The sequence below is a fragment of the Dermatobacter hominis genome (assembly GCF_020715685.1).
Lineage (GTDB): Bacteria > Actinomycetota > Acidimicrobiia > Acidimicrobiales > Microtrichaceae > Dermatobacter > Dermatobacter hominis.
Genome location: NZ_CP085840.1, coordinates 4,342,572 through 4,367,700 on the forward strand (window position 1 = coordinate 4,342,572; position 25,129 = coordinate 4,367,700).

At 73.0% G+C, this 25,129-nt stretch carries 24 protein-coding genes, 1 tRNA gene and 1 other RNA gene; 14 read left to right on the top strand and 12 right to left on the bottom strand.

Features of this window, described 5'->3' with window-relative positions; translation table 11 throughout:
- Window positions 1-23 precede the first annotated feature (23 nt).
- Window positions 24-773, bottom strand: coding sequence for a TetR family transcriptional regulator (locus LH044_RS20215; protein ID WP_309568865.1), 750 nt, complete (start codon window positions 771-773; stop codon window positions 24-26).
- A 56-nt stretch (window positions 774-829) separates the two neighbouring features.
- Here LH044_RS20215 and LH044_RS20220 point away from each other — a divergent pair, with 56 nt between their 5' ends.
- On the top strand, window positions 830-2,923 hold the full coding sequence (locus tag LH044_RS20220; protein WP_227757448.1) for an alpha/beta hydrolase domain-containing protein: 2,094 nt from the start codon (window positions 830-832) through the stop codon (window positions 2,921-2,923).
- An 82-nt stretch (window positions 2,924-3,005) separates the two neighbouring features.
- Here the strand turns inward: LH044_RS20220 and ssrA are convergent.
- From ssrA to smpB, 3 genes are all read right to left on the bottom strand, one after another.
- Window positions 3,006-3,397: a transfer-messenger RNA gene (gene ssrA / locus LH044_RS20225) on the bottom strand.
- Window positions 3,398-3,486: 89 nt separating this feature from the next.
- Window positions 3,487-4,461 (bottom strand): hypothetical protein, encoded by a 975-nt coding sequence (locus tag LH044_RS20230; protein WP_227757449.1) that lies wholly within the window; start codon window positions 4,459-4,461, stop codon window positions 3,487-3,489.
- An 83-nt stretch (window positions 4,462-4,544) separates the two neighbouring features.
- A complete protein-coding gene (gene smpB, locus LH044_RS20235) occupies window positions 4,545-5,018 on the bottom strand; it encodes an SsrA-binding protein SmpB (protein WP_227757450.1) in 474 nt (157 codons plus the stop codon).
- Window positions 5,019-5,075: 57 nt separating this feature from the next.
- On the opposite strand from smpB, the gene LH044_RS20240 reads away from it, so the two are divergent.
- From LH044_RS20240 to rdgB, 6 genes are all read left to right on the top strand, one after another.
- Window positions 5,076-5,489: a M67 family metallopeptidase gene (locus LH044_RS20240; RefSeq protein ID WP_227757451.1), complete on the top strand. Its 414-nt coding sequence runs from the start codon at window positions 5,076-5,078 to the stop codon at window positions 5,487-5,489.
- Between the two features lie 100 nt (window positions 5,490-5,589).
- Complete coding sequence (locus LH044_RS20245; protein WP_227757452.1) at window positions 5,590-6,537, top strand: PLP-dependent cysteine synthase family protein; 948 nt, start codon at window positions 5,590-5,592, stop codon at window positions 6,535-6,537.
- Window positions 6,538-6,656: 119 nt separating this feature from the next.
- A complete protein-coding gene (gene murI, locus LH044_RS20250) occupies window positions 6,657-7,463 on the top strand; it encodes a glutamate racemase (RefSeq protein WP_227757453.1) in 807 nt (268 codons plus the stop codon).
- A gap of 10 nt (window positions 7,464-7,473) precedes the next feature.
- Window positions 7,474-8,250: an MBL fold metallo-hydrolase gene (locus tag LH044_RS20255; protein WP_227757454.1), complete on the top strand. Its 777-nt coding sequence runs from the start codon at window positions 7,474-7,476 to the stop codon at window positions 8,248-8,250.
- Window positions 8,251-8,303: 53 nt separating this feature from the next.
- Window positions 8,304-9,041 carry a ribonuclease PH gene (gene rph, locus LH044_RS20260; protein ID WP_227757455.1) on the top strand — a complete coding sequence of 246 codons (738 nt, stop codon included), beginning with the start codon at window positions 8,304-8,306 and terminating at the stop codon, window positions 9,039-9,041.
- A gap of 8 nt (window positions 9,042-9,049) precedes the next feature.
- Window positions 9,050-9,652 (top strand): RdgB/HAM1 family non-canonical purine NTP pyrophosphatase, encoded by a 603-nt coding sequence (gene rdgB, locus LH044_RS20265; RefSeq protein ID WP_227757456.1) that lies wholly within the window; start codon window positions 9,050-9,052, stop codon window positions 9,650-9,652.
- A gap of 13 nt (window positions 9,653-9,665) precedes the next feature.
- Here the strand turns inward: rdgB and LH044_RS20270 are convergent, their stop codons facing one another.
- Together LH044_RS20270 and purU are read right to left on the bottom strand one after the other, a co-directional pair.
- Window positions 9,666-10,697: an alanine racemase gene (locus LH044_RS20270; RefSeq protein ID WP_227757457.1), complete on the bottom strand. Its 1,032-nt coding sequence runs from the start codon at window positions 10,695-10,697 to the stop codon at window positions 9,666-9,668.
- Window positions 10,698-10,737: 40 nt separating this feature from the next.
- Entirely contained in the window at window positions 10,738-11,595 is an 858-nt protein-coding gene (gene purU / locus LH044_RS20275) for a formyltetrahydrofolate deformylase (RefSeq protein ID WP_227757458.1), read from the bottom strand.
- Window positions 11,596-11,751: 156 nt separating this feature from the next.
- On the opposite strand from purU, the gene LH044_RS20280 reads away from it, so the two are divergent.
- Window positions 11,752-11,838 (top strand) — tRNA-Leu (locus LH044_RS20280).
- 86 nt (window positions 11,839-11,924) lie between these two features.
- Here LH044_RS20280 and LH044_RS20285 read toward each other — a convergent pair.
- The 3 genes from LH044_RS20285 to LH044_RS20295 all read right to left on the bottom strand — a co-directional run bounded on the left by LH044_RS20285 (window position 11,925) and on the right by LH044_RS20295 (window position 14,606).
- A complete protein-coding gene (locus LH044_RS20285) occupies window positions 11,925-13,286 on the bottom strand; it encodes a redoxin domain-containing protein (RefSeq protein ID WP_227757459.1) in 1,362 nt (453 codons plus the stop codon).
- A 109-nt stretch (window positions 13,287-13,395) separates the two neighbouring features.
- Complete coding sequence (locus LH044_RS20290; protein ID WP_227757460.1) at window positions 13,396-13,926, bottom strand: hypothetical protein; 531 nt, start codon at window positions 13,924-13,926, stop codon at window positions 13,396-13,398.
- The gene (locus LH044_RS20295) at window positions 13,923-14,606 is read right to left on the bottom strand and encodes a hemerythrin domain-containing protein (RefSeq protein ID WP_227757461.1); all 684 of its coding nucleotides are present in this window, start codon (window positions 14,604-14,606) and stop codon (window positions 13,923-13,925) included. The genes LH044_RS20290 and LH044_RS20295 overlap by 4 nt, the downstream gene beginning before the upstream one ends.
- 80 nt (window positions 14,607-14,686) lie before the next feature.
- On the opposite strand from LH044_RS20295, the gene LH044_RS20300 reads away from it, so the two are divergent.
- Entirely contained in the window at window positions 14,687-18,133 is a 3,447-nt protein-coding gene (locus tag LH044_RS20300) for an ATP-binding protein (protein WP_227757462.1), read from the top strand.
- A 109-nt stretch (window positions 18,134-18,242) separates the two neighbouring features.
- On the top strand, window positions 18,243-18,872 hold the full coding sequence (locus tag LH044_RS20305) for an ATP-dependent Clp protease proteolytic subunit (protein WP_374210511.1): 630 nt from the start codon (window positions 18,243-18,245) through the stop codon (window positions 18,870-18,872).
- A 106-nt stretch (window positions 18,873-18,978) separates the two neighbouring features.
- Here LH044_RS20305 and LH044_RS20310 read toward each other — a convergent pair whose 3' ends face one another.
- The 3 genes from LH044_RS20310 to rpe form a co-directional block, all read right to left on the bottom strand.
- A complete protein-coding gene (locus LH044_RS20310) occupies window positions 18,979-19,446 on the bottom strand; it encodes a CAP domain-containing protein (protein ID WP_227757463.1) in 468 nt (155 codons plus the stop codon).
- A 255-nt stretch (window positions 19,447-19,701) separates the two neighbouring features.
- Complete coding sequence (locus LH044_RS20315) at window positions 19,702-20,154, bottom strand: hypothetical protein (protein WP_227757464.1); 453 nt, start codon at window positions 20,152-20,154, stop codon at window positions 19,702-19,704.
- A gap of 10 nt (window positions 20,155-20,164) precedes the next feature.
- The gene (gene rpe, locus LH044_RS20320) at window positions 20,165-20,845 is read right to left on the bottom strand and encodes a ribulose-phosphate 3-epimerase (RefSeq protein ID WP_227757465.1); all 681 of its coding nucleotides are present in this window, start codon (window positions 20,843-20,845) and stop codon (window positions 20,165-20,167) included.
- Window positions 20,846-20,912: 67 nt separating this feature from the next.
- Between rpe and LH044_RS20325 the strand changes: the two genes are divergently transcribed.
- The 4 genes from LH044_RS20325 to LH044_RS20340 all read left to right on the top strand — a co-directional run bounded on the left by LH044_RS20325 (window position 20,913) and on the right by LH044_RS20340 (window position 25,088).
- Entirely contained in the window at window positions 20,913-22,142 is a 1,230-nt protein-coding gene (locus LH044_RS20325) for a class I SAM-dependent RNA methyltransferase (RefSeq protein WP_227757466.1), read from the top strand.
- Window positions 22,139-22,978, top strand: coding sequence for a glutaminyl-peptide cyclotransferase (locus LH044_RS20330; RefSeq protein WP_227757467.1), 840 nt, complete (start codon window positions 22,139-22,141; stop codon window positions 22,976-22,978). The genes LH044_RS20325 and LH044_RS20330 overlap by 4 nt, the downstream gene beginning before the upstream one ends.
- Window positions 22,979-23,126: 148 nt before the next feature.
- The gene (locus LH044_RS20335) at window positions 23,127-23,939 is read left to right on the top strand and encodes an oxygenase MpaB family protein (RefSeq protein WP_227757468.1); all 813 of its coding nucleotides are present in this window, start codon (window positions 23,127-23,129) and stop codon (window positions 23,937-23,939) included.
- A 6-nt stretch (window positions 23,940-23,945) separates the two neighbouring features.
- Entirely contained in the window at window positions 23,946-25,088 is a 1,143-nt protein-coding gene (locus tag LH044_RS20340; protein WP_227757469.1) for a serine hydrolase domain-containing protein, read from the top strand.
- Window positions 25,089-25,129 lie beyond the last annotated feature (41 nt).

Consider the following 25,129-nt stretch of genomic DNA (forward strand, 5'->3'; position numbering starts at 1 on the left):
GCGCAGGGTGCTCGCGTTGCCGGTCAGCTCGTCGGCGCGATGACGCCGGCCGCGAAGCGGGACGGATCCGGTGCGGTCAACATGCATCGGGCCCAGACGGACGGCATCGACTCCCGACCTCCGCCCTCGGCCCAGATCCTCATCGCGAGGTAGTTCAGGCCGACGATCGTCGCGATCGCACTGCGAGCCTCCAGGTCGTCGGGAGAGGCACCACGCTCGATGAGGATCTCCCAGATCAGGTCCTCGAAGGCGGCCCGGCGCTCGAGGAACACCCTCCGCACCGCCGGTTCCGAGAACATCAGTCGCACGACCGCGAGCATGAGCTCACGTCGCTGGTCGCTGTCGTCGCCGTCCACCGCGATGGCCGTCAGGGACCTCGCGGTCTCCATCGCCGCGGCGGCGAGCGACGTCGGGATGTCCTCGCCGAGCGGCCGCGCCCGCAGCGCGCTCGCTGCGACGTCCGCCAGCAGCTCGGCCGGCAGCAGCACGACGGCTTCCTTGGACGGGAAGTAGTTGAAGAAGGTCCGTTGGGTCACGCCAGCCGCGGCGGCGATGTCCGTCGTCGACGTCGCGTCGTAGCCGCGCTCGGTGATCAACCGGATCGCGGCGGCCCGGAGCGCGCGGTCGGTGGCTCGACGTCGTGCCTCGCGCCGCGGCAGCGCGGCGTCCCCTGCAGTCGACTGAACAGCGATGTGACGATCATACGCGGCAGCCGTTGCAGATCGGCGATCCCATCCGCGACATCGCCCTGGAAATCTACAGTGGACTGAAATACGCTACCGCCGTCGTTGTGTCGGCCACCACCGGCACCGGTCGGAGGGAAGCCACCATGGGGACGACTGATCGCGTTGCGCCGCGCCGGCGCACCAGGACCGGACCGGCAGCCCTGCTCGTGGCGCTCGTCGTCGCGTCGGCCGCCTGCGCGCCCACCTCCGGCGGCCCACCCGGGGGCGGCACGACACCGACCGTCCCGCTCCCACCGGCGGCGACCGGCGCCGGTGTGCGACAGGTGCGCGTCGACGAGGTCCGCCCGGCGTTCGAGGGCCGCTCGTTCGGGGACGTCGGCCGCTACGAGCGGGTGCGCGGGACGATCACCGGCTGGGTGGATCCGGCCGACCCCCGCAACGCGTCGATCACCGACCTGTCGCGGGCGCCTCGCAACCGACTCGGGTTCGTGGAGTACGAGGTCGACTTCGTCCTCCTGCGGCCAGCCGATCCGTCGAAGGGCAACCACCGACTGATCTACGAGCCGTCGAACCGGGGCAACGTCGTCTCGCTGTTCTTCCTCAACAGCGCGCCGCCGTCGAACGACCTCGACCAGTTCGTCGATGCGGGCAACGGGTTCCTGATGCGTGAGGGCTACAGCGTCCTGTCGGTCGCCTGGGACCCGACGGTCCCCGACGCGAAGGACCAGCTCCAGGCGCGGTATCCGGTGGCCACGAACCCGGACGGGTCATCGATCGTCGGGCCGGCGCTGGAGGAGATCACCTACGACGACACCACCGCCTCGCACCCGCTCGCGTACGCCGCGGCGTCGCTGGACACCTCACGGGCGACGCTCACCGTCCGCACGCAGTACGACGACCCACCGACGGTCGTCCCGCCGTCCGACTGGGCCTACGACGACACCGGCACGGCGGTCCACCTGCTGCCGGAGGGCACGCCGTTCGACCAGAGCGCGCTCTACGAGCTCAGCTACCCGGCGGAGGACCCGCTCGTCGTCGGCCTCAGCTTCGCCGTGATCCGCGACGTCGCCGACTTCGTGCGCTCCTCCGGTGCGGACCAGCTCGGGAACCCCAACCCGTTGGCGGGGAACGCCCGACAGGTCACCACGTTCTGCTACTCGCAGCCGTGTCGCCTCATGCACGACTTCGTCCGCCTGGGCTTCAACGAGACGGCATCGGGCGGCCGCGCCGTCGACGGCATCGAGAGCATCGTCGGCGGCGCCTCGGGCGGCTTCTTCAACTACCGCTTCGCGCAGCCCGGTCGTTCGATGCGCCAGCACATCGGCCGCTGGTACCCGGAGCGGCAGTTCCCGTTCGCGAACCAGGTCACGACCGACGCGGTCACGGGCCGGACCGACGGGGTCCACCGGCGCTGCGCCCTCACCGACACCTGTCCGAAGGTCTTCGAGATCAACTCCGAGACCGAGTACTGGAACAAGGCGGCGTCGCTCCTGACGACCGACACGCGGGGCGACGACCTCGACCTCGGGGCGACCCCGAATGTCCGCTACTACCTCCTGTCGAGCCTCCCGCACGCGCCGTCCACCGGCATCGGGGCGTGCCGTGAGGACCAGAACCCGCTCCTGCCCGACCCGGTGGCGCGAGCGCTGCTGGTGGCGCTCGACCAGTGGGTGGCGAACGGCACCGAGCCGCCCGCCAACCGGGTGCCCCGGCGTCGCGACGGCACGCTCGTCCCGGCGCTGCCGCAGTCGGGCGTCGGCTTCCCGGTGATCCCGGGTGTCGTCTACACCGGCCGCACCACCACCGGGGACCTGTTCGACTTCGGCAGCCAGTTCTCCGCGGGCGTCCCGACCCTGCCGCCCGCCATCACCCCTGCTGCGTATCCCGTGTTCGTGCCGAGGACGGATGCCGACGGCAACGACGTCGCCGGGATCCGCCTCCCCGAGATCTCGGTCCCGACCGCGACGTACTCGGGCTGGAACGTCCGTGCCCCGGGCTTCGCCGCCGACGACATGTGCAACGCCACCGGCCAGCGGATCCCGTTCGCGGCGACCAAGGCCGACCGCCGGGCCTCGGGCGATCCCCGGCTCTCGATCGAGGAGCGCTACCCCACGCACGTCGGCTACGTCGTCAAGGTCGCGCTGGCGGCGGGGAAGCTGCAGGCCGACCGACTGCTGCTGGCCGAGGACGTGCGGCGCTACGTGATCGAGGCGCTGGTCAGCCGGACCGGCACGTAGCCGGGCCCGTCGGTTCTGGCTGTCGTCCTGCCGGCCAGGGCCGGCAGCACGACAGCCAGAACGGCCTCGAGCGCTTGTCCGTTCGTGGAGCTGGGGGGAATCGAACCCCCGTCCGCCAGGTGGTCATCGAACTCGCTACGACCATTCCCGACTTCTCAGCTCACAGCAGCTGAACCGGCGGGTCGGCTGGCCCCGAAGGGCCTGCTGCCGGGTCTTTCCCCGGCGTCAGCGGTCTTTCACGCCGTCAGCGGTCTCTCCCTGCGGTCCATCCCCACTTCTGTTGCCGGGCTGTGGGGATCCGGCCCCGTGCGCCATCGCTGGTCACGATTTTCCTCTGCGTCACCTGATGGATCAGGCGGCGAGAGCGAACTGCTCGTTATCGGCGGTTCTTGTTGTGTCCCTGTTTAACGAGTCCGAGACAACTCGGGTCGCACGCTCGACTTCCAGGTCCCGACGTCGAAACCAGTCAGCCCCTTGTGCGTCGGCCATCGTACCGCTCCACGCCGACGGCCCACCCGTCGCGTCCGGTCGGGACGCCCGCCGGGTCGCCGCTCGGCGCCCGCTCAGCTGCGGCCGTAGATCGACGGGCCGAGCCACTCCTGCCAGAGCCACCGCTTGTCCTGCGGGTGGGACTCGCCGTGGTAGGCGAGGCTCTTCTCGATCGTCGGCGGCGCGGTCGCGTCGCCGCCGACGCACACCCGGTCGGTCGGCTCGACGACGAACGCCCCGGGCACGGCGCCGGCGGCCTCGCGGAGGATGTCGTTGTACCAACGGGTGTAGTCGCCGCTGCGGGCGGCGGCGACGCCCTCCGGGCACACCCAGGGCACGAAGGCGGTGCGGGTGCCGAACGACAGCGCCACGGTGGCGCGGCGGACGAGCTCGTCGCGGAGGGCGGTGCGCATCTCGGGCGACATCGGGGCGAACGGCGCGGCGCCGCCCGGCGGGATCCATCCGAGGTGCTCCCATCCGCCGGAGAACACGACCATCCACGTCGGGTGCTTCGCCAGGCCCTTCAGCTCCCGAGCGCTCTGCTCGTCGCAGTACCCCAGCGCCCCGGCGCCCTCGTCCGCCGTGTCGACCGGCGTGTAGCCCTGCGCGTAGAGGACGCCGCAGCCGATGAGCGCGGCCAGCTCGATCCGCGAGACGTACCCGGGCCGCTCGGCCGCGGTGGGCTCGGGGTAGGCGGCGGTGAAGCCGAGCGAGTCGCCGACGACGAGGAGCGAGATCCGGGGTCGCGGCGGCGTGGTCGCCGGCGCGACGACCGCAGCGGGCGGTGCGGCCGCGACGGTCGCGGGCGCAGCGGGCGCCTGGGTCGTCGGCGGCGGCTCGGTCACGGGCGGGGCGGTGACGGGAGCGGCGGTGGTGGTCGTCGGCGGCGCCGTGGTCGTCGTGGGTCGTTCCGCGGTCGTCGCCCGGGGTCCGCCGTCGGCTTCGACCTCCGTGTCGTCGGAGTCGACCAGCGTGAGCGTGAGCGCGACGAGGGCGACGACGACCGCCGCCCCGACGCACAACAGGGTTCCCGCTCTGCCCCGACCCACGGGGACATGATGCCCACTCACGGCGCCGCGCATTCAGCCCGTCCCGGCGAGCGGGAACAGTTGCCCATCCGTCGCGGCGACGCTCACCCGCGCTGGCGGGCCCGCGCGATCTCCCGCGCCGCTTCGCGATCGGCGTCGCGCCGGGCGATGTCCTGGCGCTTGTCGACCACGTTGCGGCCCTTGCCGAAGGCGAGCTCGACCTTCAGGCGCCCGTCCTTGAAGTAGAGGCTCAACGGGACGAGCGAGAGCCGCTCGACCTGCATCCGCATGCGGATCCGGTCGATCTCGGTGCGGTGGAGGAGGAGCTTGCGCCGCCGCACCGGTTCGTGCCCCGAGTGGGCCTGGGCGCGGGAGTACGGCGCGATGTGCAACCCGTTGAGCCACACCTCGTCGCCGTCGACCGATGCCCACGCGTCGGTGAGCTGCACCTTCGACTCGCGCAGCGACTTCACCTCGCTGCCCTTGAGCACGACGCCGGCCTCGAACGTGTCGCCCAACGTGAAGTTGCGGCGCGCCTGGCGGTTGGTCGCGACGATCTGCGTTCCGGTGGGCTTCATGGGGCCGACACGCTACCGCTCGCCGGTGCCGGCGCCGCTGCTGGATACGCTGCGGCCGTGCTGCGGATCACCCCCGAGCTCCACGTCCAGATCCAGGCCCACGCCCTGCAGGGGCTCCCGCTCGAGGCGTGCGGGCTGCTGGTGGGCGATCCTGCGGACCCCGACCGGCCGGTCGTCCGCTTCGTTCCCTGCCGCAACGCCGCCGCCAGCGCGACCGTCTACACCGTCCACCCGGTCGACCACCTCAAGGCGGACCGGGCGGCCGAGGACGAGGGCCTCGCCATCATCGGGGTCGTGCACAGCCACACCCACACCGATCCGTACCCGTCGCCGACCGACGTCGCCTCGGCCCCGGACCCGTCCTGGCACTACGTCATCGTCTCGTTGCGGGACGACGAGCCGATGGTGCGGTCGTACCTCGTCGTCGACGGGACGATCGCCGAGGAGCGCGTCGCGCTGGTCGACGGGTGACGGCACGGGCCGTCCCGGTCGGTCGGGTCGTCGATCGGGTGAGTGGTCGGCGGCGACCGCGAATCCCTACCATTGGGGTCAGGTTTCGGAGGCCCCTCGCATGACCGTCTACTCGTCCGTCCTCGACCTCATCGGCAACACGCCGATCGTCGACGTCAGCCAGCTCAGCCCCAACCCGGACGTCCGCATCCTGGCCAAGATGGAGGGCCAGAACCCGGGCGGATCGGTGAAGGACCGCATCGCGCTGTCGATGATCCTCGACGCCGAGGCCGACGGGACGCTGCAGCCGGGCGCCACGATCCTGGAGCCGTCGTCGGGCAACACGGGCATCGCGCTGGCGATGATCAGCCGGATCCGGGGCTACCACCTCAAGATCGTCCTGCCCGAGAACGTCTCGGTGGAGCGGCGGCAGCTGCTCGAGGTGTTCGGCGCCGAGATCATCCCCTCGCCGGGCGAGGAGGGCTCCAACGGCGCGGTGCGCCGGGCGCAGGCGCTCGCCGAGGAGCACCCCGAGTGGGTGTTCCTCTACCAGTACGGCAACGAGGCCAACCCGAAGGCGCACTACCGCACGACCGGCCCCGAGATCTGGGCCGACGTCCCGGAGATCACCCACTTCGTGGCCGGCCTCGGCACGTCGGGCACGCTGCTCGGCTGCGGCACGTACCTCAAGGAGCGGAACCCCGACATCAAGGTGCTCGCCGTCGAGCCGCCGTCGGGGGAGCAGGTCGAGGGGCTGCGGTCGCTCGACGACGGCTACATCCCGCCGGTGTTCGACAAGTGGGGCGGCTACGACCTGCTCGACGGCAAGTCGATCGTCCGGCCGCGCGAGTCGCTCGAGTTCACGCGCAAGCTCGCCGACGTGGGCATCTTCTCCGGGATCTCGGCGGGCGCTGCGCTCGCCGGGGCGGTCAAGGTCGCCGGCCGCCTCGACGAGGGCGTGATCGTCTTCATCGTGAGCGACTACGGGTGGAAGTACCTGTCCACCGGGGCGTGGACGCTCGACCTCGACGAGGCCGCGGCCAACGCCGAGAAGGTCATCTACTTCTGATCCTTCGGTCTCGCTGCCGTCCCGTCGCAGGCGATCCGGGCGCCCGAGATTTCTGAGGTCCGGATCGCGACAAGGGTTGTCGCTGTGCACCCCCATATCCGGTCGGTAGCGTTGGTCGGGTGCGTGACGGTCCGATCGGCATGTTCGACTCGGGGTTCGGCGGCCTGACCGTCGCCCGCGCCGTCATCGACCTCCTCCCGCACGAGGACCTCGTCTACCTCGGCGACACCGGGCGGTACCCGTACGGGCCCCGACCGCTCGACGAGGTGTCGCGCTTCGCCCACCAGATCGCCGGGGAGCTGGTCGAGCGCCGCGGCGTGAAGCTGCTCGTCGTCGCCTGCAACACGGCGTCGGCCGCCGCGCTCGAGTCGCTGCGCGACCGCTTCGACGTGCCGGTGGTCGGCGTCATCGAACCCGGCGTCACCGCGCTGGTCCAGGCGACGGTGACCGGCCGGGTCGGCGTGATCGGCACCGTCGGCACCATCGGGTCGGGGGCGTACCAGCGGGCCGTGGCGGCCGAGTCCGACGACGTCGAGCTGGTCGCCCTCGCGTGCCCCGGCTTCGTGGAGTTCGTGGAGCGCGGCGAGTTCGACTCGGAGCAGGTGCACGTGCTGGCGCAGCGGCTGCTGGCCCCGGCGAAGGAGGCCAAGGTCGACGCCCTCCTGCTGGGCTGCACCCACTACCCGTACCTCGCCCGTACCCTCAACGATGTGATGGGGCGCGACGTGGTCCTCGTGTCATCGGCCGACGAGACGGCCTTCGAGGTCCGGCGCGCCCTCGCCGACCTCGGCCTCGGTCGGCCCGCCGGCGACGGCGGCGACGCGACGGCCACGTTCATCACGACCGGGGACGTCAACTGGTTCGAGGAGCTCGGTCGGCGCCTGCTCGGCCCCGAGCTGGCACGCGCGGAGCGCCTGTCGTGGTGAGCGCGTCGTGGTGACCGACCTCGGCACCGAGGCGCGGCCCGACTCGTCGGACCTGGCGGTGACCGTGCTCGGCTCCTCGGGCACCTACGCGGGTCCGGGGAACGCCTGCTCGGGCTACCTGGTGCGCGGCGGTGGGACGACGGTGCTGCTCGACGCCGGCCCGGGCGTCCTGGCCAGCCTGCAGTGCCACATCCGGCCGACGGAGCTCGACGCCGTCGTCGTCACGCACTCGCACCCCGACCACTGGGGCGACGTCCCGATCCTGCGCAACGCGCTGCACTACGTGCTCGGCCACGGCGGCGTGCCGCTGTACACGACGGCCGGCACGCTCGACGTGGTCGAGGGCGTCTTCGACGACGGGCTCGGCGACGCCTTCCGGCCCGAGGTCATCACCGACGGCTCCGACCTCACCGTCGGGGGTCTGCGCATCCGCTGCTCCCGCACGGCGCACCCGCCCGAGACGCTCGGGCTGCGCGTGGACCTGGGCGACCGCTCGGTCGCCTACTCGGCCGACACCGGCCCGGCGTGGTCGCTCGCCGAGCTGGGCGACGGCATCGACCTCGGCATCTGCGAGGCGACGTGGCTCCAGGCCGACGGGTTCGAGGCCGACGGCCTGCACATGTCCGCCGAGCAGGCCGGCCGCCTGGCGAAGGAGGCCGGCGTGGCGGACCTGCTGGTCACCCACGTGCCGCCGACCGGTTCGGTCGAGCTGGCGGTGGCCGAGGCCTCGGACGCCTATGGTGCACCGGTCGATCCGGCACGGATCCACCACACCTACCTGGTCTGACCGAGGTCGCCCCGGCCGGTGCGCCCCATCCCCTTCGCCCCCAGGAGCCAGCAGTGAGACCCGACGGACGCGCCCCCGACGAACTGCGGCCGATCACCTTCGAGCGCGACTACACCGCGTACGCCCAGGGGTCGGTCATGGTCACGTGCGGTGACACCAAGGTCCTCTGCACCGCGATGGTCGACGAGGACGTCCCCCGCTGGATGCGCGGCACCGGCAAGGGCTGGGTCACCGCCGAGTACGCGATGCTGCCCGGCTCGTCGCCCGAGCGCATCCGCCGCGAGACGAAGGGGCCGAAGGGCCGCACGCAGGAGATCCAGCGGCTGATCGGTCGCGCCCTGCGCTCGGTGTGCGACATGCGGGCGCTCGGCGAGCGCCAGATCCTCATCGACTGCGACGTCCTCCAGGCCGACGGGGGCACCCGGACGGCGTCGATCAGCGGGGCCTACCTCGCGCTGCACGACTGCCTCACCCGGGTCGTGCAGGCGGGCCTGCTCACGTCGGTCCCGCTCTACGACGAGCTCGCCGCCATCTCGGTCGGCGTGGTCGACGGCCAGCCGGTCCTCGACCTCCCCTACGTCGAGGACTCGACCGCCGAGACCGACATGAACGTCGTCATGACCGGCAAGGGCCTGTTCGTCGAGGTGCAGGGCACCGCCGAGGGCGCGCCCTTCAGCCGCGACGAGCTCGATGCCCTGCTCGCGCTCGCCGAGGGCGGCATCCGCCAGATCCACGCCCTGCAGCGCGAGTACCTGGCCGAGCCGCCGTCGCCGCGGGCGATCGGCCGCTGAGCCGACGCGTGCGGATCGTCCTGGCGTCCGCCAACCCGAAGAAGGCGGTCGAGCTGCAGGAGCTGCTCGACGGCAGCGGGCTCGACCTGCAGGTCGTGCCTCGGCCCCCGGACCTGCCGGTGCCCGACGAGGACGAGCCCGACTTCCTCGGCAACGCCCGGATCAAGGCCGCGGCGGTGTCGGCGGCGACGGGGGAGTGGGCGATCGCCGACGACTCGGGACTCATGGTCGATGCGCTCGACGGCGATCCGGGTGTCCGCTCGGCGCGCTACGCCGGCGAGCACGCGACCGACGACGAGAACGTCGACCTGCTGCTCGCCCGCCTGGCCGAGGCCGGGGCGACGTCACCGGACGGGCGCTCGGCGCGGTTCCGCTGCACGGTCGTCGTGCGCTCGCCCGACGGCCGTGAGCTCGTGGCCGACGGCACGGTCGAGGGCCGGGTGATCGAGGCGCGCCGGGGCACCGGTGGCTTCGGCTACGACCCGGTGTTCGTCCCGGCCGAGGGCGACGGCAGGACCTTCGGCGAGATGGCCGCCGACGAGAAGCACGCCATCTCCCACCGGGGGCGCGCGCTGCGAGCCCTCGTCCCGCAGCTGGCCGACCTCGACTGAGCGGCGGACGCCCTCACCAGCCGCGCAGGTCGACGTCCCAGGTGTCGACGACCTCGTCGCCGCGCACCAGGTGCAGGCGCTCGTGGTACGCCACGGTCGGGTCGACGTGGGCGGGCAGCACCCCCAGGCGGTCGCCGACGCCGGGGAGCCCGCCGTCGCCGTCGCCGCCGTCCTCGACGCCGGGCGGCGTGAACGTCGTGTGCTCGTCGGAGCAGAAGAAGACGTTCCAGCCGGGGATCGTCGGGTTGCCGTGGTCCATGCCGAGCGACTTGAGGCCGCAGTCGACGACGCCCCAGCCCCGCGTCGGCGAGGTCGACAGCACGGTCACCTCGAGGCGCAGCGCGTGCCCGAACGGCAGACCGAGCCGCGCGTAGTGCGTGTCCATCAGCAGGTACGAACCGGCCTGGACCTCGGCGGCCCAGTCGTGGAGGTCGTAGGTGCCCGTGCCGCCGGCCGAGGTGATGTCGCCGCCGACGTCGGTGTGCGCACGACGGAGCAGGTCCATGGCGGCGCCGACGAGCTCCGCCCGTCGCTCCCGGTCCGGGTTGCCGACGACATGGCCCTCGTAGCCCATCACCCCGCGGACCTCGAGGCCACGAGCGCGGGCCAGCTCCGCGAGCCGCCCCGCGTCCTCGGGTCGGCAGCCGCAGCGGGGGAGGCCCACGTCGACGTCGACCAGCACGTCGGCGCCGGCGGCCGCCGCGATCTCGACCGTCTCGGGCGAGTCGACCGCGACCGTGATCCGGGCGTCGCCGCGGTCGACGAGCCGCCGGAGGCGATCGGCGTCGAGCGTCTCGTTCGCCAGCAGCAGGTCCTCGCCCAGCCCGGCGTCGGCCATGCCCTCCACCTCGCGCAGCGTGGCGCAGCAGAAGCTCCGGTGGCCGCCCCGCTCGGCGACGTGCCGGGCGAGGGCGGTCGACTTGAAGGCCTTCACGTGGGGTCGCAGCGCCGGACCGGGTCGGACCGCCGCCATGGCGTCGATGTTGGCGTCGAGCACGTCGACGTCGACGACGAGCGCAGGGGTGGGGAGGTCGTGCACGTCCACGGCGGCGGACCGTAGCCCGCTCCTCCTGCTCCCGTTCTCGTCAGTGGAAGACGATCGTGCGGTTGCCGAACGGGAGCACGCGGTGCTCCAGGTCGGCCCGCACGGCCCGGGCGAGGACCGTGACCTCGAGGTCGCGGCCCTTGCGGGCGAGCTCCGCCACGTCGTCCCGGTGCGACACCCTCGTGACGTCCTGGTCGATGATCGGTCCCTGGTCGAGGTCCTCGGTCACGTAGTGCGCCGTCGCCCCGATCACCTTGACGCCCCGCTCGTGGGCCTGGCGGTACGGCTGCGCGCCGACGAACGCCGGGAGGAACGAGTGGTGGATGTTGATGATCCGGGACGGGTAGCGATCGACGATCGCCGGTGACAGGACGCGCATGTAGCGCGCCAGCACGACCCGTTCGACCGCCGCGGCGGCGAGCACCTCGGCGAGCCGCGCCTCCTGTTCGGACGCGGCATCGGGCCCGTCGCCGACGGGAAGGTGCTCGAAGGGCACGCCCGAGAACGCCGCGAGGTCTGCGTGGTCGGGGTGGTTCGACGCCACGAGCACCACCTCGGCGGGCAGCTCGCCGGCCCGCCAGCGGCTCAGCAGGTCCTCGAGGCAGTGCGGCGCCTTCGACGCCAGGATCGCCAGGCGGGGCCGCTCGTCGGTGAAGTGCACCCGCACGTCCATGTCGAAGCGCTCCGCCACCGGCCAGAACGCCCGGCCCAGGTCGTCGCGGTCGAACGCGAAGCCCTCCATGTCGAACTCGACCCGTTGGAAGAAGGCGCCGTCCACGTCGTCGGTGTGCTGCTCGGCGTCGACGATGTTCCCGCCGTGGCGCCACACGAAGTCGGCGACGGCCGCGACGACACCCGTGCGGTCGGGGCACGACAGGAGGAGGACGGCGTGGGTCACCGTTCGAGGCTACTGGGGCCGGTCGGCGGTCCCGCCGGGCGGCGGGGGTTACCGTTCCTGGGTCACGCGGACGTGGCGGAACTGGCAGACGCGCTGGGCTGAGGGCGTGGTGCCCGCGCCGGAGGCGCCGCACTGGCGGTACCGTCGGGCGGTCACGCGGACGTGGCGGAACTGGCAGACGCGCTGGGTTTAGGTCCCAGTGCCCGAGAGGGTGTGGGGGTTCGAGTCCCCCCGTCCGCACCACCGGGGACCCGGTCGACCGGGATCGGTCGGTCGATCGTGCGCCGGCGACCTCCGTTCTCCGGCATCGCCGCCGGACCGCTTCGGGGTCAGAGACCCGCCGCCGCGGCCTCGAGGAGCTCGACGAGCAGCCGCACGTCGTCGACGAACGGGAAGGCGGCGCCGGCGTCCAGCGCTCGGCTCGCGGCGATGTTGGCGGCGGTGGCCGCCTCGGCGAACTGCCGCGACGAGAGGGCGTTGCGCACCAGCTGCAGGTCGCCGATGAGCGCACCGGCCGCACCGGGGTCGGCGACGAGCGCGGGGGCCTCCCCGGCCAGCTGCTCGGCGAGCGAGTACGGCATCGACCAGTGCAGCGCCCCGATCGACCGACGGAACAGGACCATGGAGGACGTGCGCCCTGCGCCCAGCGTCGATGCGGCCGGAGGCACCGTCAGGGTGGTGGCCTCCGCGTCCGAGGTGACGACGCCCTGGGTGTGGACGATCTTGGTCTCGTCGATCGCGGTCGGGGACAGCGCGTCGTCGGGGACGACTGCGATCTCGGGTCCGAGCCCGATCACGCGGGTGTAGCGCCGGCCGGGCGATGGGGATGCGGCGGACACCGTGAAGCTGGTCGCGACCTCGGGGTCGAGCGGCGCTGCGAGCGTGAACGCACCAGCGCCGTAGGCGGCCAGTGACGGGGCGATGTGGGACAGCGCGCTGTCGCCGACGTGGAGGTTCGGTCCGTCGTCCCCGTACGCCATCGTGTCGCCGAGCGGGATCCCCCCGAGGAGCATCCCGCCGGCGGTGACGGTCGCGACCGTCACCTCTGGCACCGACGGGAGGACGATGTCACCCACCGCCCACGTCCCCGACAGACCGGCACCCGTGTGCTGCACGATGGCCGCCTGGAGCTGGTTCAGGTCGCTGGAGGCCTGGTAGTGCCGGACGATCCCGTTCGGGTCGACGAGCACGTAGGTCGGGAAGGCACCGCCGGCCACGCCGTTGGCGGACCCCACGTCTGAGGAGAGCTGCCGCAACGGCGACCCGGGGTCGCCGTCGCAGTGCAGCACGATCTCGGAGTCCAGCCCGAAGCGTCCGGACCACCGCTCCGCGTCGGAGCGGACCGACGGCGCCGAGCTGAGGTCCTCCACGACGATCGCGAGGATCCGCAGGTCGACGCCGGCCGCCGTGGCGGACCGGACGAAGTCCGCGTGGTGGACGGCGCTGCTCCGGCACGGGTTGCACCACCACGGGCAGATGTCGACGAGCACCCACGACCCGTCGTAGTCCGCGGAGCCGGACGTGCCGCCGTACTGGTCCCGGCCGAGGACGGGGAGCAGCCGCTGCCCCACGCCGTAGCCGGTGGCGACCGGTTCCGGCGGGGGTGCGCACGCCGTGTCGAGCATGCCGATCGCCGCCACGGCAGCGGTCGCTCCGACCGACTTCACCAGGAACTCACGTCGGTTCTGCATCGTCGTCCTCCGCTCGGGCCCCACCTGGTTCGGAGCAGGACCCGAGGAACGTACGGTCGGGCCGGAACGCCGACAATCGGGCATCTGCCCGGGTTGACGGCCGGGACGGTCACCGCACCGTGAGGGTGCGGTGCATGCCGTGGCCGAAGTGGGGCTTCCCGTCCGACTTCGCCGGGAAGAAGCAGACGACCTCGTACTCGCCCGGTCCGAGATCGAGCGTGAGCTCGGCGTCGGCCGCCGCTCCGGGGCCGGCGATCAGCGTGCCGACCACCTCGACGGCGTCCTTGATCCCCATCGGGCCGAGCTCGTACAGCTCCTCCAGCGACCGGTGCTCGGGGTTGCGGAAGATCGTGATCTCGTGGGCCTCGACGCCGTCGTTGCGGAACGACGTGGGGTACGACCCGGCTCGCAGCTCCTCCGGCAGTCCGCTCCACTCGTACTCGGTCGCCACGATGTCGAGCCTCGACGGTGCCGGCGGCACGCTCGAGGTCGAGGTCTCGCTCGGCGCCGCACCCGCGTGCTCGGCGTGGGCGAGGGTGGTCGCCGGCTCGTCCGCCGACGTCGAGCCGTCGCCGCAGCCGATGGGGACGACGGCCCCGGCCGCCAGCAGCAGCCCGACGCCGATCGCTGCGGGCCTCACGACGCCACCGCCGTCATCGGAGCGAGCACGTCGGTGCCGAGCGCCGCCGCCGTGAGCCGGTCGTAGCCCCGGCGGGTCGCCACCCAGAGCACCTTCATCATGAACGGGGCGGAGTCGAGCAGGTGGCGCCGCTCGTCGGGGGTGGCGTTGGCCATCATCCACGGGACGGTGAACCGGAGCTCGCCGAGCTTCGGGTCGGCCAGCGCCGTCGCCTCGAGCTCGTCGTACTCGGCGGCGTCCATGTGACGGGTGAAGAGCGGCAGGATCTCGGCGTCCTCGAAGTCGAGGTGGCGGTCCATGAACGACTCCAGGTCGGCGGTCCGGTCCACCGCCACGGCGACCGCGTCCGGGAACGCCACGGACGGGTCCGCGAGCCCGGCGATGGCCGCACGGCTGGCGACGATCAGCTCGTCGAGGTGGTGGTGCTCCTCGTCGATCCGCTCGAGGTGGCCTCGGAGCGCCGGCACCCGCTGGAACAGCGCCGGGAAGAAGACGTCGTCCTCGACGGTGTGGTGGGTGTGGAGCTCGTTCTCGAAGCCCTGGTACCAGCGCGCCAGCCGACGGCCACGGTCGTCGCGCTCGGCCTCGGTGACGCCGCTGACGGCGGCGGTGAGCCGCGCCGTGCTCTGGCGGATCGACCGGTGGACCAGCCGGTACATGGTGAGATCTGGTGTGTTCATGACGCCTCCACGGCTTGTAGGTTCTGCCGTCACCGTCGTCGGGCGACCTTGGAGCCCACACCCGGAGGGCGGTCCCTGACTTGGAGTCCGCTTGGAACCTGTCCTTCTCGGCCCTGGGCGGGCTGGCCGCGTTCCGGGACGGAGCGCCGCTCGACCTCGGTGGGCCGAAGCAGCGCCTCGTCCTGGCCCTGCTGCTCCTCGCCGAGGGTGAGGCCGTCCCGCCGGAGCGCCTCGTCGACCGGGTGTGGGGCGAGGCGCCGCCGGACCGTGCGGAGGCGTCGCTGCAGGCCTACGTCTCCAACTTGCGCAAGGTCCTCGAGCCGGATCGGGCGCCCCGCCAGGCCGCAGCCGTCCTCGTCACGCGGCCGGCCGGCTACGCGGTCGCCGTCGACCGGGACCAGTTGGACCTCACGCGCTTCATCGACCTGACGACGGCCGGTATCGACCACCAGCGCGCCGGTCGGCCCGCCGAGGCCGAGCCGGCGCTCGCGGCAGCGACGGCGATGTGGAAGCCGTTGCTGCCGGAGTTCGCCGACGTGCGCACGGTGGAGGAGTCGGCGCGCCGGCTGGCGACGCTCGCCGGCGAGGCCCGGGCCAACCTGTACGCGGCGCGTCTCGACCTCGGCGAGTCCTCGTCGGTGCTCGCCGACCTCCGCGACGCGCTCGACGAGGCGCCGCTCGACGAGCGCCTCTGGGGGCACCTCGCCCTCGCGCTGTACCGCGCCGGCCGCCAGGCCGACGCCCTCCGGTCGCTCGCCGAGGCCCGGCGGGTCCTCGGCGAGGAGGTCGGGGTGGAGCCCGGCCCCGCGCTCCGGGCCCTGGAGTCGGACATCCTCGACCAGTCGCCGTCGCTCATCTGGGTCCCGGTCGCCCCGTCCGTCCCTGCGACACCCGGGGCGGCGCGGCCGGCTCCCGGTCCGACGGCGGCGGTCGACCCGACGGACCGGCCGCTGTTCGTCGGCCGCGACCGCGAGCTCGACGCCCTGACGGCCGCCGTCGGTCGGGCCCGCGAAGGGGACGGCACGGCGGTCGTGGTCAGCGGCGAGCCGGGCATCGGCAAGACGCGCCTCGTCGAGGAGCTCGCCGACTCGGTGCGGCGGCAGGACGTCGCCGTCGCGTGGGCCCGCTGCCCCGAGAGCGCCGCCACCAGCTCCTTCTTCGCCGTCTCCGAGGTCGCGGCCCAGCTGGAGGCCCAGGGGATCGTGGACCTGGAGGGCCGTCTCGGGTTCGACGCGGTCACCGACGACACCGACCGCATCGGGATCTACCGGCGGACGACCGACGTCCTCCGGGACGCGACCGGGCCGGCGCTCGTCGTGCTCGACGACCTGCAGTGGGCCGACCCCGGGACCCTCCGGATGGTGGAGTTCATCGCCGGCGAGCTGCGCCGGCTGCCGATCGCGCTCGTCGTCACGACCCGTCCGCCCGTCGCCGACTCGCCCGAACCGCTCGTAGACTGCCTCAGCGAGCTGGCCCGCTCGGAGGGCAGCGTGCGCCTCGACCTCGACGGGCTCGACGTCGACGCCGTCGCGGTGTGGCTCGACCGGCGGACCAGCGGGGCGGTCTCGCCCCACGTCGCCGGCCTCGTGCACGACCGCAGCGGCGGCAACCCGTTCTTCGCCCAGGAGCTGGTCGAGCTGATGGTCGGGGAGGACCGCCTCGACCCCGAGGCCGCCGGCCGGGTGCCCGCCGCGGTGGCCGACGTCGTCCGCCGCCGGGTGGGACGCCTGCCCGCCGGATCGCAGAAGCTGCTCTCCGTGGCCTCGGTCATCGGACGGACGTTCGACCTCGACGTCGTCGCCCACGTGTCGGGGTCCACGCTGGCCGAGGTGCTCGACGCCCTGGACGCCCCGGTGGCGGCGGGTCTGGTCGCCCAGGACCCCGGCGCGCCGGCCCGGTTCCGCTTCTCGCACGCGCTCGTCGCCGAGGCGCTCGAGACCGAGCTGGCGCCGTCACGACGAGCGCGCCTCCACGTGTCGACGATGGTCGCGATCGAGGAGCTGCGTGCCGCCTCGCTCGACCGCCACCTGGCCGAGCTGGCCCACCACGCGCTGGCCGGGGCGATCGCCGGTTCGGCGACCGATGCCGTCCGCTGGTCGGTCCGGGCCGGCGAGCGCGCCGAGCAGCGCCACGCCCCCGAGGACGCCGCCGGCCACTACCAGCGAGCGCTCGAGGTCGTCGACCTCGCCCACCCCGCCGAGCCGCAGGTCCGGCTCGACCTGCTCCGTTCGCTCGGGCGGGCGTGGGCGGCGGCGGGCTCCGAGGAGCGGGCCCAGCGGGTGCTCGCCGACGCGGTCGAGCTGGCCGACGACCTGGGCGACGTCGACGCGATGGTCGCCAGCGCGCTGGCGCTCGTGCACCCGACCCTGTGGCAACCCGGGGAGTACCGGGGCTCCAACGAACGGCTCGTGTCCGTCGTCGACCTCGTGCTCGATCGGCTCGGTCCCGACGGCGACGTCGGGGTCCGGGCGCTGCTCGGCGGGTTCCGCGCCAACCTCTCCTACTACGTGACGCCTCGCGCCGAGCTCGACGCCCGGAGCGCGGCGGCGGTGGCGCTCGCCCGGCGGACCGGAGACGACGACCTGATCGCCCGGGTCCTGGTGCAGCGGCTCCAGGCGATCTGGTTCGCGCCGAACGCCCACGAGCAGCTGGCGATCTCGGACGAGGCGCTATCACTCATCCGGCGCTCCGGGCTCGATGCGCAGCTCGAGGCGGTGGCCGAGCTCCAGCGGGTGTGCGCGCTCTACCAGCTCGGCACCTACGACGAGGCCGCCTTCGAGCACGTCTCGGCGCTCGTCCGGGCGCAGGGCTCCCCGATCCAGGTGCTCGAGGTCGACGCGTTCGCGGCGGCCCGCCTCGCGTGCGAGGGCCGCTACGTCGAGGCCCAGGCGGCGGCGGCCGGCGCCGAGGACCTCTTCCGCCGCACCGCGCGCCGCAGCGACGCCGCCGTGCTGTTCGGTTCGAAGCTGCTGTCGTTCGTCGACCAGGGGATGCTCGACGAGATCGTCGAGATGACCGCAGGGGTGGTCGACAGCAACTTCGCGACGTCGTCGGTGGAGATGATGGCCTTCGTCATGCTCGAGTTCGGCATGCCCGAGCAGGCACGGGAGGCCATCGGGCCGGTCGGCTCGCTGCCGGAGGTGCCCGACGACTGGATGTGGCTCTCGGTCACCTGCAACGCGGCCATGGTGCGGGCCGCGCTCGGCGACGTCGAGGCGTGCGCCGTCCTCCACGAGCGGCTCGCGCCGTACTCGGGACAGGTCTGGATCGTGGGATCGGTGCCCGTCTGCGGGTGCGTGGACCTCGCGCTGGGTCGATTGGCGGCGACGCTGGGGCGCCACGACGATGCCCTCCGTCACATCGAGGTCGCGATCGAGGTCGACGGCTCGATGGGGGCGAGGGCCTGGCTCGCCCGCTCGCTCGAGGCGAAGGCGGAGCTGACCGGCGATCCGGCCGACCACGCGGCGGCGCTCGCGCTGGCCACCGCGATCGGCTGCGTCCCGGTGCTGCGTCGCCTCCAGGGCTGATCCGGGGAACCCGGCCCGCCGGACGCCCGAGGACGGGGCGCCGCGACGGGGCTCCGGGCGGGAACCGGCGGCGCGGCATTCGCATCGCGCCGCGTTAGCCTCCAGCGCCATGCAGCCACTCGGACCTTCCGACCTCCCGCCGCAGCTCGCGGCGGACCCCGTACTCATGCAGGCCGGCAACGGCATGGAGCCCTCCGCCGACATCTACAACCGGCTCCTGAAGAACCGCATCGTGTTCCTCGGCTCCGAGGTCAACGACACCGTCGCCAACTTCATCACCGCCCAGATGCTGTTCCTCGAGGGCGAGGACCCCGACAAGGACATCTGGCTGTACATCAACTCGCCGGGCGGCTCGGTGACGGCCGGCATGGCGATCTACGACACGATGCAGTTCGTCACACCCGACGTCGGCACCATCTGCATGGGCCTCTGCGCCTCGATGGGGCAGTTCCTGCTGTGCGCCGGTGCCGCGGGCAAGCGCTACTCGCTGCCGCACGCCCGGATCATGATGCACCAGCCCTCCGCGGGCATGCAGGGCCAGGCGTCCGACATCGCCATCCAGGCGGAGCAGCTGAAGTACATCAAGGACCTGCTGGCCGAGCGCATCGCGCACCACACCGGTCAGACCAAGGAGCAGGTCAACATCGACTCCGACCGCGACCGCTGGTTCACCGCCGAGGGCGCCAAGGACTACGGGATCATCGACCACGTGATCGTGCGCCGCGGCGAGATGCGCTGACCGCAGCGCCCGCAGGGCCCGCAGCGGCACACGTCACACCGGACGCGGACGAGGGGCCGACCCACGGGTCGGCCCCTCGTCCCGCGTCACGGGTGGTGTCGTCCGATCAGCCGGCGAAGACCTGGACCACGTAGAGGCGGCCGCCGGACTGGGCGACGCCGGTGCCGATCCGGTTGAACTTGCCGCTGACGATGTTGGCCCGGTGCGCCGGGCTGTTCATGAACATCGAGTGCATCTGGGCGGTCGACGACGCCATGCCGACGTTCTCGCCGAGCACGGCCCAGTCGCTGCCGGCGCCGTCGCTCAGCCGTGAGTGCGAGATCGAGCCCACGCCGGCCATGTGCTCGGCCCAGGCCTGCGCCTTGTTGACGAGCGTGTCGTCGATGGCGAGGGCCCGGAGCCCGATCTGCGTCCGGGTGTCGTTCACCCTCGCAGCGGAGTCGAACGCCTGGGCGTTCTTGGTGCACGACACGCCGACGAGCGCCACGATGGCGGTCATGGCGGCCAGCAGGACGGTCGCCCTGGTCCGGCGCGCGCGGGTCGAACGGGGGAAGATCAGGGACGGGCGGTCCATGAGGGGAGGCTCCTTCTCGTCGGTCGCTTCGCTTGTGGGGGTTGCTGTCGACGGCCCCAGCCGTAGATGTGAATGGAACCGTCACGATGTGACGGTTCCATGACGAACACATGGCTACCACATGACGACACTCCATCGGTTCATACCGACCGGATGTGAGGATTTCGTGTCCGCCGCGTCGAGAACCCCGACCCTCTGCCGTTCAGCGCCGCAGTCTTCCGTTCGGAGCGCGTGGGGTGCAACCGCAACCCCGGATCAGTGCAGCGTCACCCCGCACTCGCGCGATGCCCAGCGCTCGACCCGGGAGCTGGTCGTGGCCATCTCCTCGAGCCGCCGGTTGAGCTCGTCCCGATCCTGCTCGACGACGGCGGCGTCGCCCTGGCCCTCGTCGCCGGCGCCGGGCACGGCGTTGCGATCGGCGGCCAGCAGCTCGACGATCTGCTCGACCGCGTCGGCGAGGTCCTGCATGTCCGATCGGATGTCGTCGGGAGCGCTGCCGGCGAGTTCGGAGAACTGCTCGGCAGCTGTTCGGGCGCGGTCCAGGTCCTGGGACTCGAGCGCGCTGCTCAGCGCCGACATGTCGGCCTGCTTCGAGAGGTCGTCGCAGAACCCGGGCCGGCCGTCACCGCACGCGCCCGTGGTCACGGCGCCGACGGCGAGTGCGAGCGCGGCCGCGGCGCCGCGCAGCCCGAGCGTCCTTCCCGGCACGACGAGGTCGTCAGCCGCGGGCGGCCTCGGCCAGCGCTCGGATCTCGCTGACCGCGTGGGCCTGGCCCTCGGGGTCGCGGAACAGCGCGCTGCCGGCGATGAAGACGTTGGCCCCGGCGGCCGCGGCCCCGGCGACGGTCGAGGGCCCGATGCCGCCGTCGACCTCGAGGTCGATGTCCCGGCCGGACAGCTCGATCATCTGGCGCACCTCGCGCACCTTGGGCTCCATCGTGGCGATGTAGTCCTGGCCGCCGAAGCCGGGGTTGACCGTCATGACGAGGATCTCGTCGACGAGGTCGAGGACGTGCTGCACCGCGACGGCGGGCGTGGCCGGGTTCAGTGCGACGGCCGGCGAGGCGCCGAGGTCGCGGATGAGCCCGAGCGTGCGGTGGAGGTGCCGGCAGGCCTCGGCGTGCACGATGAGGAGCTCGCAGCCCGCCTCGACGTACCGCGGGAGCAGCTCGTCGGGTTCGACCACCATCAGGTGGGCCTCGAACGGCACGTCGACGAGCGGCCGGCAGGCGGCGATGACGTCGGGGCCGAAGGTGAGGTTGGGGACGAACACCCCGTCCATGACGTCCCACTGGATTCGGTCGACACCGGCCTTCTCGAGCGCCTGGCACTCGTCGCCCAGGCGGGAGAAGTCGGCGGGGAGGACCGACGGGACGATCTGGATCTGGGGCGCGGACATGGCGGGGCCTCGAGTGGTCGAGCGCGGGTGGGAACGCGCGCGAGCGTACCGGTCCTATCGTTCGCCCATGGATCCCGGGCTCGACTCCTCCGAGCGGGTGGTCGACGTCGAGCGCCTCGTGACCGGCGGCGCCGCGCTCGCCCACGAGCCGACCGGCCGGGTGGTCATGATCCCGGGCGCGCTCCCGGGCGAGCGGGTGCGGGTGCGGCTCGTCGACGAGCGACCGCGGATGTCCACCGCCGCCGTGGAGCGCGTCCTCGAGCCATCGCCCGTGCGGGTCGCCCCGCCGTGCGTCGAGCTCGCCAACGGCTGCGGGGGCTGCGACCTCCAGCACGCGGCGCCGCCGGCCCAGCCGGGTCTGAAGGCGGACATCGTGCGCGACGCCCTTGGCCGTGCGGTGCGGGGCGGTCGGTTCGACGAGATCGCCGTGACCGCGGGCGAGGCACTTCCACCGTGGCGCTACCGCACGACGGTGCGCTGCGCGGTCGACGGTGACCGGCTGGCGTTCCACGAGCGCCGGTCCGACGCGCTGCTCGCCGTCGGGGACTGCCCGGTCGCGCACGAGCTGGTCGCCGAGGTGATCCGCGACGGTCGCTTCCCCGGCGCCGAGGAGGTGACCGTGCGCGCCGGTGCCCGCACCGGTGAGCGGCTCGCCGTGGTGTCGCCGTCCGTCGGTGGAGGAGACGAGGCCGGCCCGGCGGTGGTCCCCGAGGGCGTCCGCGTCGTCGGCGTCGACGAGCTGCGCGCCGGTCGGCGGGCCTGGTTCCACGAGGAGGTGGCGGGGCACCGCTTCCGCATCTCGGCGCAGTCGTTCTTCCAGTCCGGACCCGAGGGGGCCGAGGCGCTGGTGGCGGCGGTCCGCCGCGCTCTGGGGCCGATCGACCCGGCGACACGGCTCGTCGACCTCTACGGCGGCGTCGGACTGTTCGCCGCCGTGCTCGGCACCGACCGGCCGGTGCTCGTCGAGCGCTCGGCGTCGTCGGTGGCCGACGCCCGCGTCAACCTCGAGGGGACGGGCGCGACGGTCGTGCGCTCGTCGGTCGAGCGCTGGCGGCCGTCGCGCGCGGACGTCGTGGTGGCGGACCCGGCGCGTGCCGGTCTCGGCCGGGACGGCGTGTCGGCGGTGGCCGCCACCGGTGCAGCGCGCGTCGCGCTGGTCAGCTGCGACGTCGCCTCGCTGGTCCGTGACGTCGGCCTCCTCGCGGACGCCGGCTACCGCGCCACGGGCATCGAGGTCGTCGACATGTTCCCGAACACGCACCACGTGGAGGCGGTCACCGCCCTGGAACGGTCGTGACCCGTCGGCCGTCCGTCGCCGTCGCCGTCGCGGCGTGCCTCGTCGCCCTGGTGCTCGGCGCCTGCTCGTCCGACGACGGCGCCGCCCCGGCCACGACCGCACCGACCTGCGCGGCGGGCGCGCCCGAACGACTGGCGGTCGAGGTGCTCGACGAGCGCCCGCACGACCCCACGGCCTTCACCCAGGGCCTCCTCGTCGTCGACGGCGACCTCTACGAGAGCACCGGGCAGCAGGGCGAGTCGACCGTGCGCGAGGTCGACCCGACCACGGGCGAGGTGCGGCGCACGAGCGACCTCGACCCGGAGCTGTTCGGTGAGGGGCTGACGGCCGTGGGCGACGACCGCCTGGTGCAGCTCACGTGGAAGGACGGACGGGCGCTCGTGTGGGACCGGGCCGACCTCACGCTCGTCGACGAGCACGCCTACGACGGCGAGGGGTGGGGGATCACCACGCTCGACGACGGGCGGCTGGTCATGAGCGACGGCTCCGATCGGCTGGCGGTGCGCGACCCGGACGACTTCGCCGAGCTCGACCGCTGGACGGTCGAGCGCTCCGACGGACCGGCCGACCAGCTGAACGAGCTCGAGTGGGACGGCGAGCGCCTCTGGGCGAACCGCTGGCAGACCGACGAGATCGTCCGCATCGACCCCACCTGCCACCGCGTCGACGCCGTGGTGGACGCGGCGGCGCTCACCGAGCGCGCCCGGGAGGCGGCCGATCCGGACGAGCCGATCGACGTGCTCAACGGCATCGCCCACCTGCCCGGGACCGACCGCTTCCTCGTCACCGGCAAGGACTGGCCGGTCCTGTACGAGGTCCGCTTCGTGCCCGCCTAGCGGCGGCGGTGATCTCTGCCTGGGCGGCGGCTGTCTCTGCCTGGGCGGCGGTGATCCCTGCCTGGGCGGCGGTGATCCCTGCCTGGGCGGCGGCCGGGCAGGCCGGTGCTACCTTTCGCGAGCAGTCGACTCCGGGGGGAACGTCGCCATGGTGAAGCCGGTCCTGCGTCCGCACGACGACGCGCTGTACGCCGAGTCGTCCGCGTCCTGGCAGGTCAACCGCCACTGGTTCCCGCTCATCGGCGGCGCCCGCGCCGCCATCCTCCAGGTCTGCGATCCCCGCGTCGCGGCCGGCGTGGCGTCCTACAGCACCTACAAGACCGATCCGTTCGGCCGGCTCGATCGCACCCTCGACGCCATGCTCACGATCTCGTTCGCGGCCCCCGAGCGGCGCGAGGAGATGCTCGAGCACCTGCGCCGCGGCCACGCCCGGGTGGCGGGCACGACCGCCGACGGCCAGGCCTACGACGCCAACGACCCCGAGCTGCAGTACTGGGTGCTCGCCACGCTGGTGGACACCACGTTCGAGGTCGAGCGCCGCTACGTCGGGGTCATGCGCCGGGCCGACCGCGAGCGCTTCTTCCAGGAGTCCAAGCTCCTGGCCACCGCCTTCGGCATCCCGGACGAGCTCGTCCCCGCCGACCTCGACGCGTTCCGCGCCTACGTCGCCCGGCAGTTCGAGACGCTCGAACCCTCCGACGACACCCGTGAGATCACGCGCTCGCTCATGCGCCCCGGCCTGCGCTGGCTGCCGGACCAGTCGCTCGTGCCCCTCAACTGGATCACGACCGAGCTGCTGCCGGGCCGGCTCCGCCGCCTCCTCGGGCTCGCCGACCTGAACACCGCCGAGCTCGGCGCCGTCCGCGGCGCCCGGCTCATGGCCCGCAGCACGCTGCCCCGCCTGCACCAGGCGCTGTCGGTGAACCCATGGAACAACCGGGTGCTCCGACCGGCGGCCTGAGCCGCGATGGTCGCTCCCGTCCCGATCAGCGGTCGCTGCGCCCCGGGCTTCGAGCCCGTGCGGGAGGCGTTCGCCCAGAACTTCGCCGAGCGCGGCGAGATCGGCGCCGGGGTCTGCGTGCTCGTCGGCGGCGAGGTCGCCGTCGACCTCGTGGGCGGCTGGGCCGACGAGGCCCGCACCCGCGAGTTCGCGCCTGATGCACTCACCGACTTCTACTCGGTGGGCAAGGCCCTGCTCTCCACGCTGCTCCTCCGTGAGGTCGACGCCGGTCGGATCGGGCTCGACGACACGATCGCCTCGGTCTGGCCCGAGTTCGCCCAGGGCGGCAAGGCCACGGCGACCGTCCGCCACGCGCTGACGCACCGGGCCGGTGTGCCGGCCATCCGCACGCCGCTCACCGACGAGGACCTCTTCGACTGGGACGTGATGGTGGCGGCGCTGGCCGCCACCGAGGCGTGGTACCCGCCGGGCGAGCAGATCGCCTACCACACCAACACCTACGGCCACCTGGTGGGGGAGCTGCTGCGCCGAGTGTCCGGGACGATGCCGGGGCCTGCGCTGCGCGAGCAGGCGGCGCGCATCGGGGCCGACGTGTGGTTCGGCGTGCCCGACGAGGAGCAGCACCGCTGCGCCGACGTCGTGTGGGACCCGAGCTGGTCGATCCCGACGTTCGACGTCTCGGCGCTGACCGGCGACCACCTCCTCAACGCGCTGTCGCACTTCAACCCGCCCGGGTACTCCTCGATCGGGCTCGTCAACACGCCCCGGTGGCGGTCCTGCCAGCTCGCCTCCACCGCCGGTCACGGCGCGGCCACCGGCATCGCCCGCTGGTACCAGGCGCTGCTCGACGGCGACCTGCTCTCCGAGGACCTCCTGCGGGAGGCGTCCCGGATCCAGGCCAGCGGGCACTGCCCGATCCTGGGAGACGAGGTCACCTACGGGCTCGGCTTCACGCCGACCACCCCTCGCCGGCCGCTCGGCCCCAACCCGGGCGCCTTCGGCCACTTCGGCTCGGGTGGCGCGCTGGGCTTCGCCGACCCGCTCGGCGGCGTGGCGTTCGGCTACGTGATGAACCAGGTCATCCCGCGCTGGCAGAGCACCCGCAACCGGGCGCTGATCGACGCCGTGTACACGTCGCTGTCGGGCTGACGGTCCCGCCGGCGCCTGTCGGCGCGTCACGACGACGTTCG

Coding starts and splice junctions, on each gene's coding strand:
- LH044_RS20340 (WP_227757469.1), top strand. CDS start 23,946: ATGGTCGCTCCCGTCCCGATCAGCGGTCGCTGCGCCCCGGGCTTCGAG.
- LH044_RS20285 (WP_227757459.1), bottom strand. CDS start 13,286: ATGCAGAACCGACGTGAGTTCCTGGTGAAGTCGGTCGGAGCGACCGCT.
- rpe (WP_227757465.1), bottom strand. CDS start 20,845: ATGTCCGCGCCCCAGATCCAGATCGTCCCGTCGGTCCTCCCCGCCGAC.
- LH044_RS20295 (WP_227757461.1), bottom strand. CDS start 14,606: ATGAACACACCAGATCTCACCATGTACCGGCTGGTCCACCGGTCGATC.
- LH044_RS20220 (WP_227757448.1), top strand. CDS start 830: ATGGGGACGACTGATCGCGTTGCGCCGCGCCGGCGCACCAGGACCGGA.
- LH044_RS20335 (WP_227757468.1), top strand. CDS start 23,127: ATGGTGAAGCCGGTCCTGCGTCCGCACGACGACGCGCTGTACGCCGAG.
- smpB (WP_227757450.1), bottom strand. CDS start 5,018: ATGAAGCCCACCGGAACGCAGATCGTCGCGACCAACCGCCAGGCGCGC.
- LH044_RS20310 (WP_227757463.1), bottom strand. CDS start 19,446: ATGGACCGCCCGTCCCTGATCTTCCCCCGTTCGACCCGCGCGCGCCGG.
- LH044_RS20305 (WP_374210511.1), top strand. CDS start 18,243: ATGCAGCCACTCGGACCTTCCGACCTCCCGCCGCAGCTCGCGGCGGAC.
- LH044_RS20325 (WP_227757466.1), top strand. CDS start 20,913: ATGGATCCCGGGCTCGACTCCTCCGAGCGGGTGGTCGACGTCGAGCGC.
- LH044_RS20245 (WP_227757452.1), top strand. CDS start 5,590: ATGACCGTCTACTCGTCCGTCCTCGACCTCATCGGCAACACGCCGATC.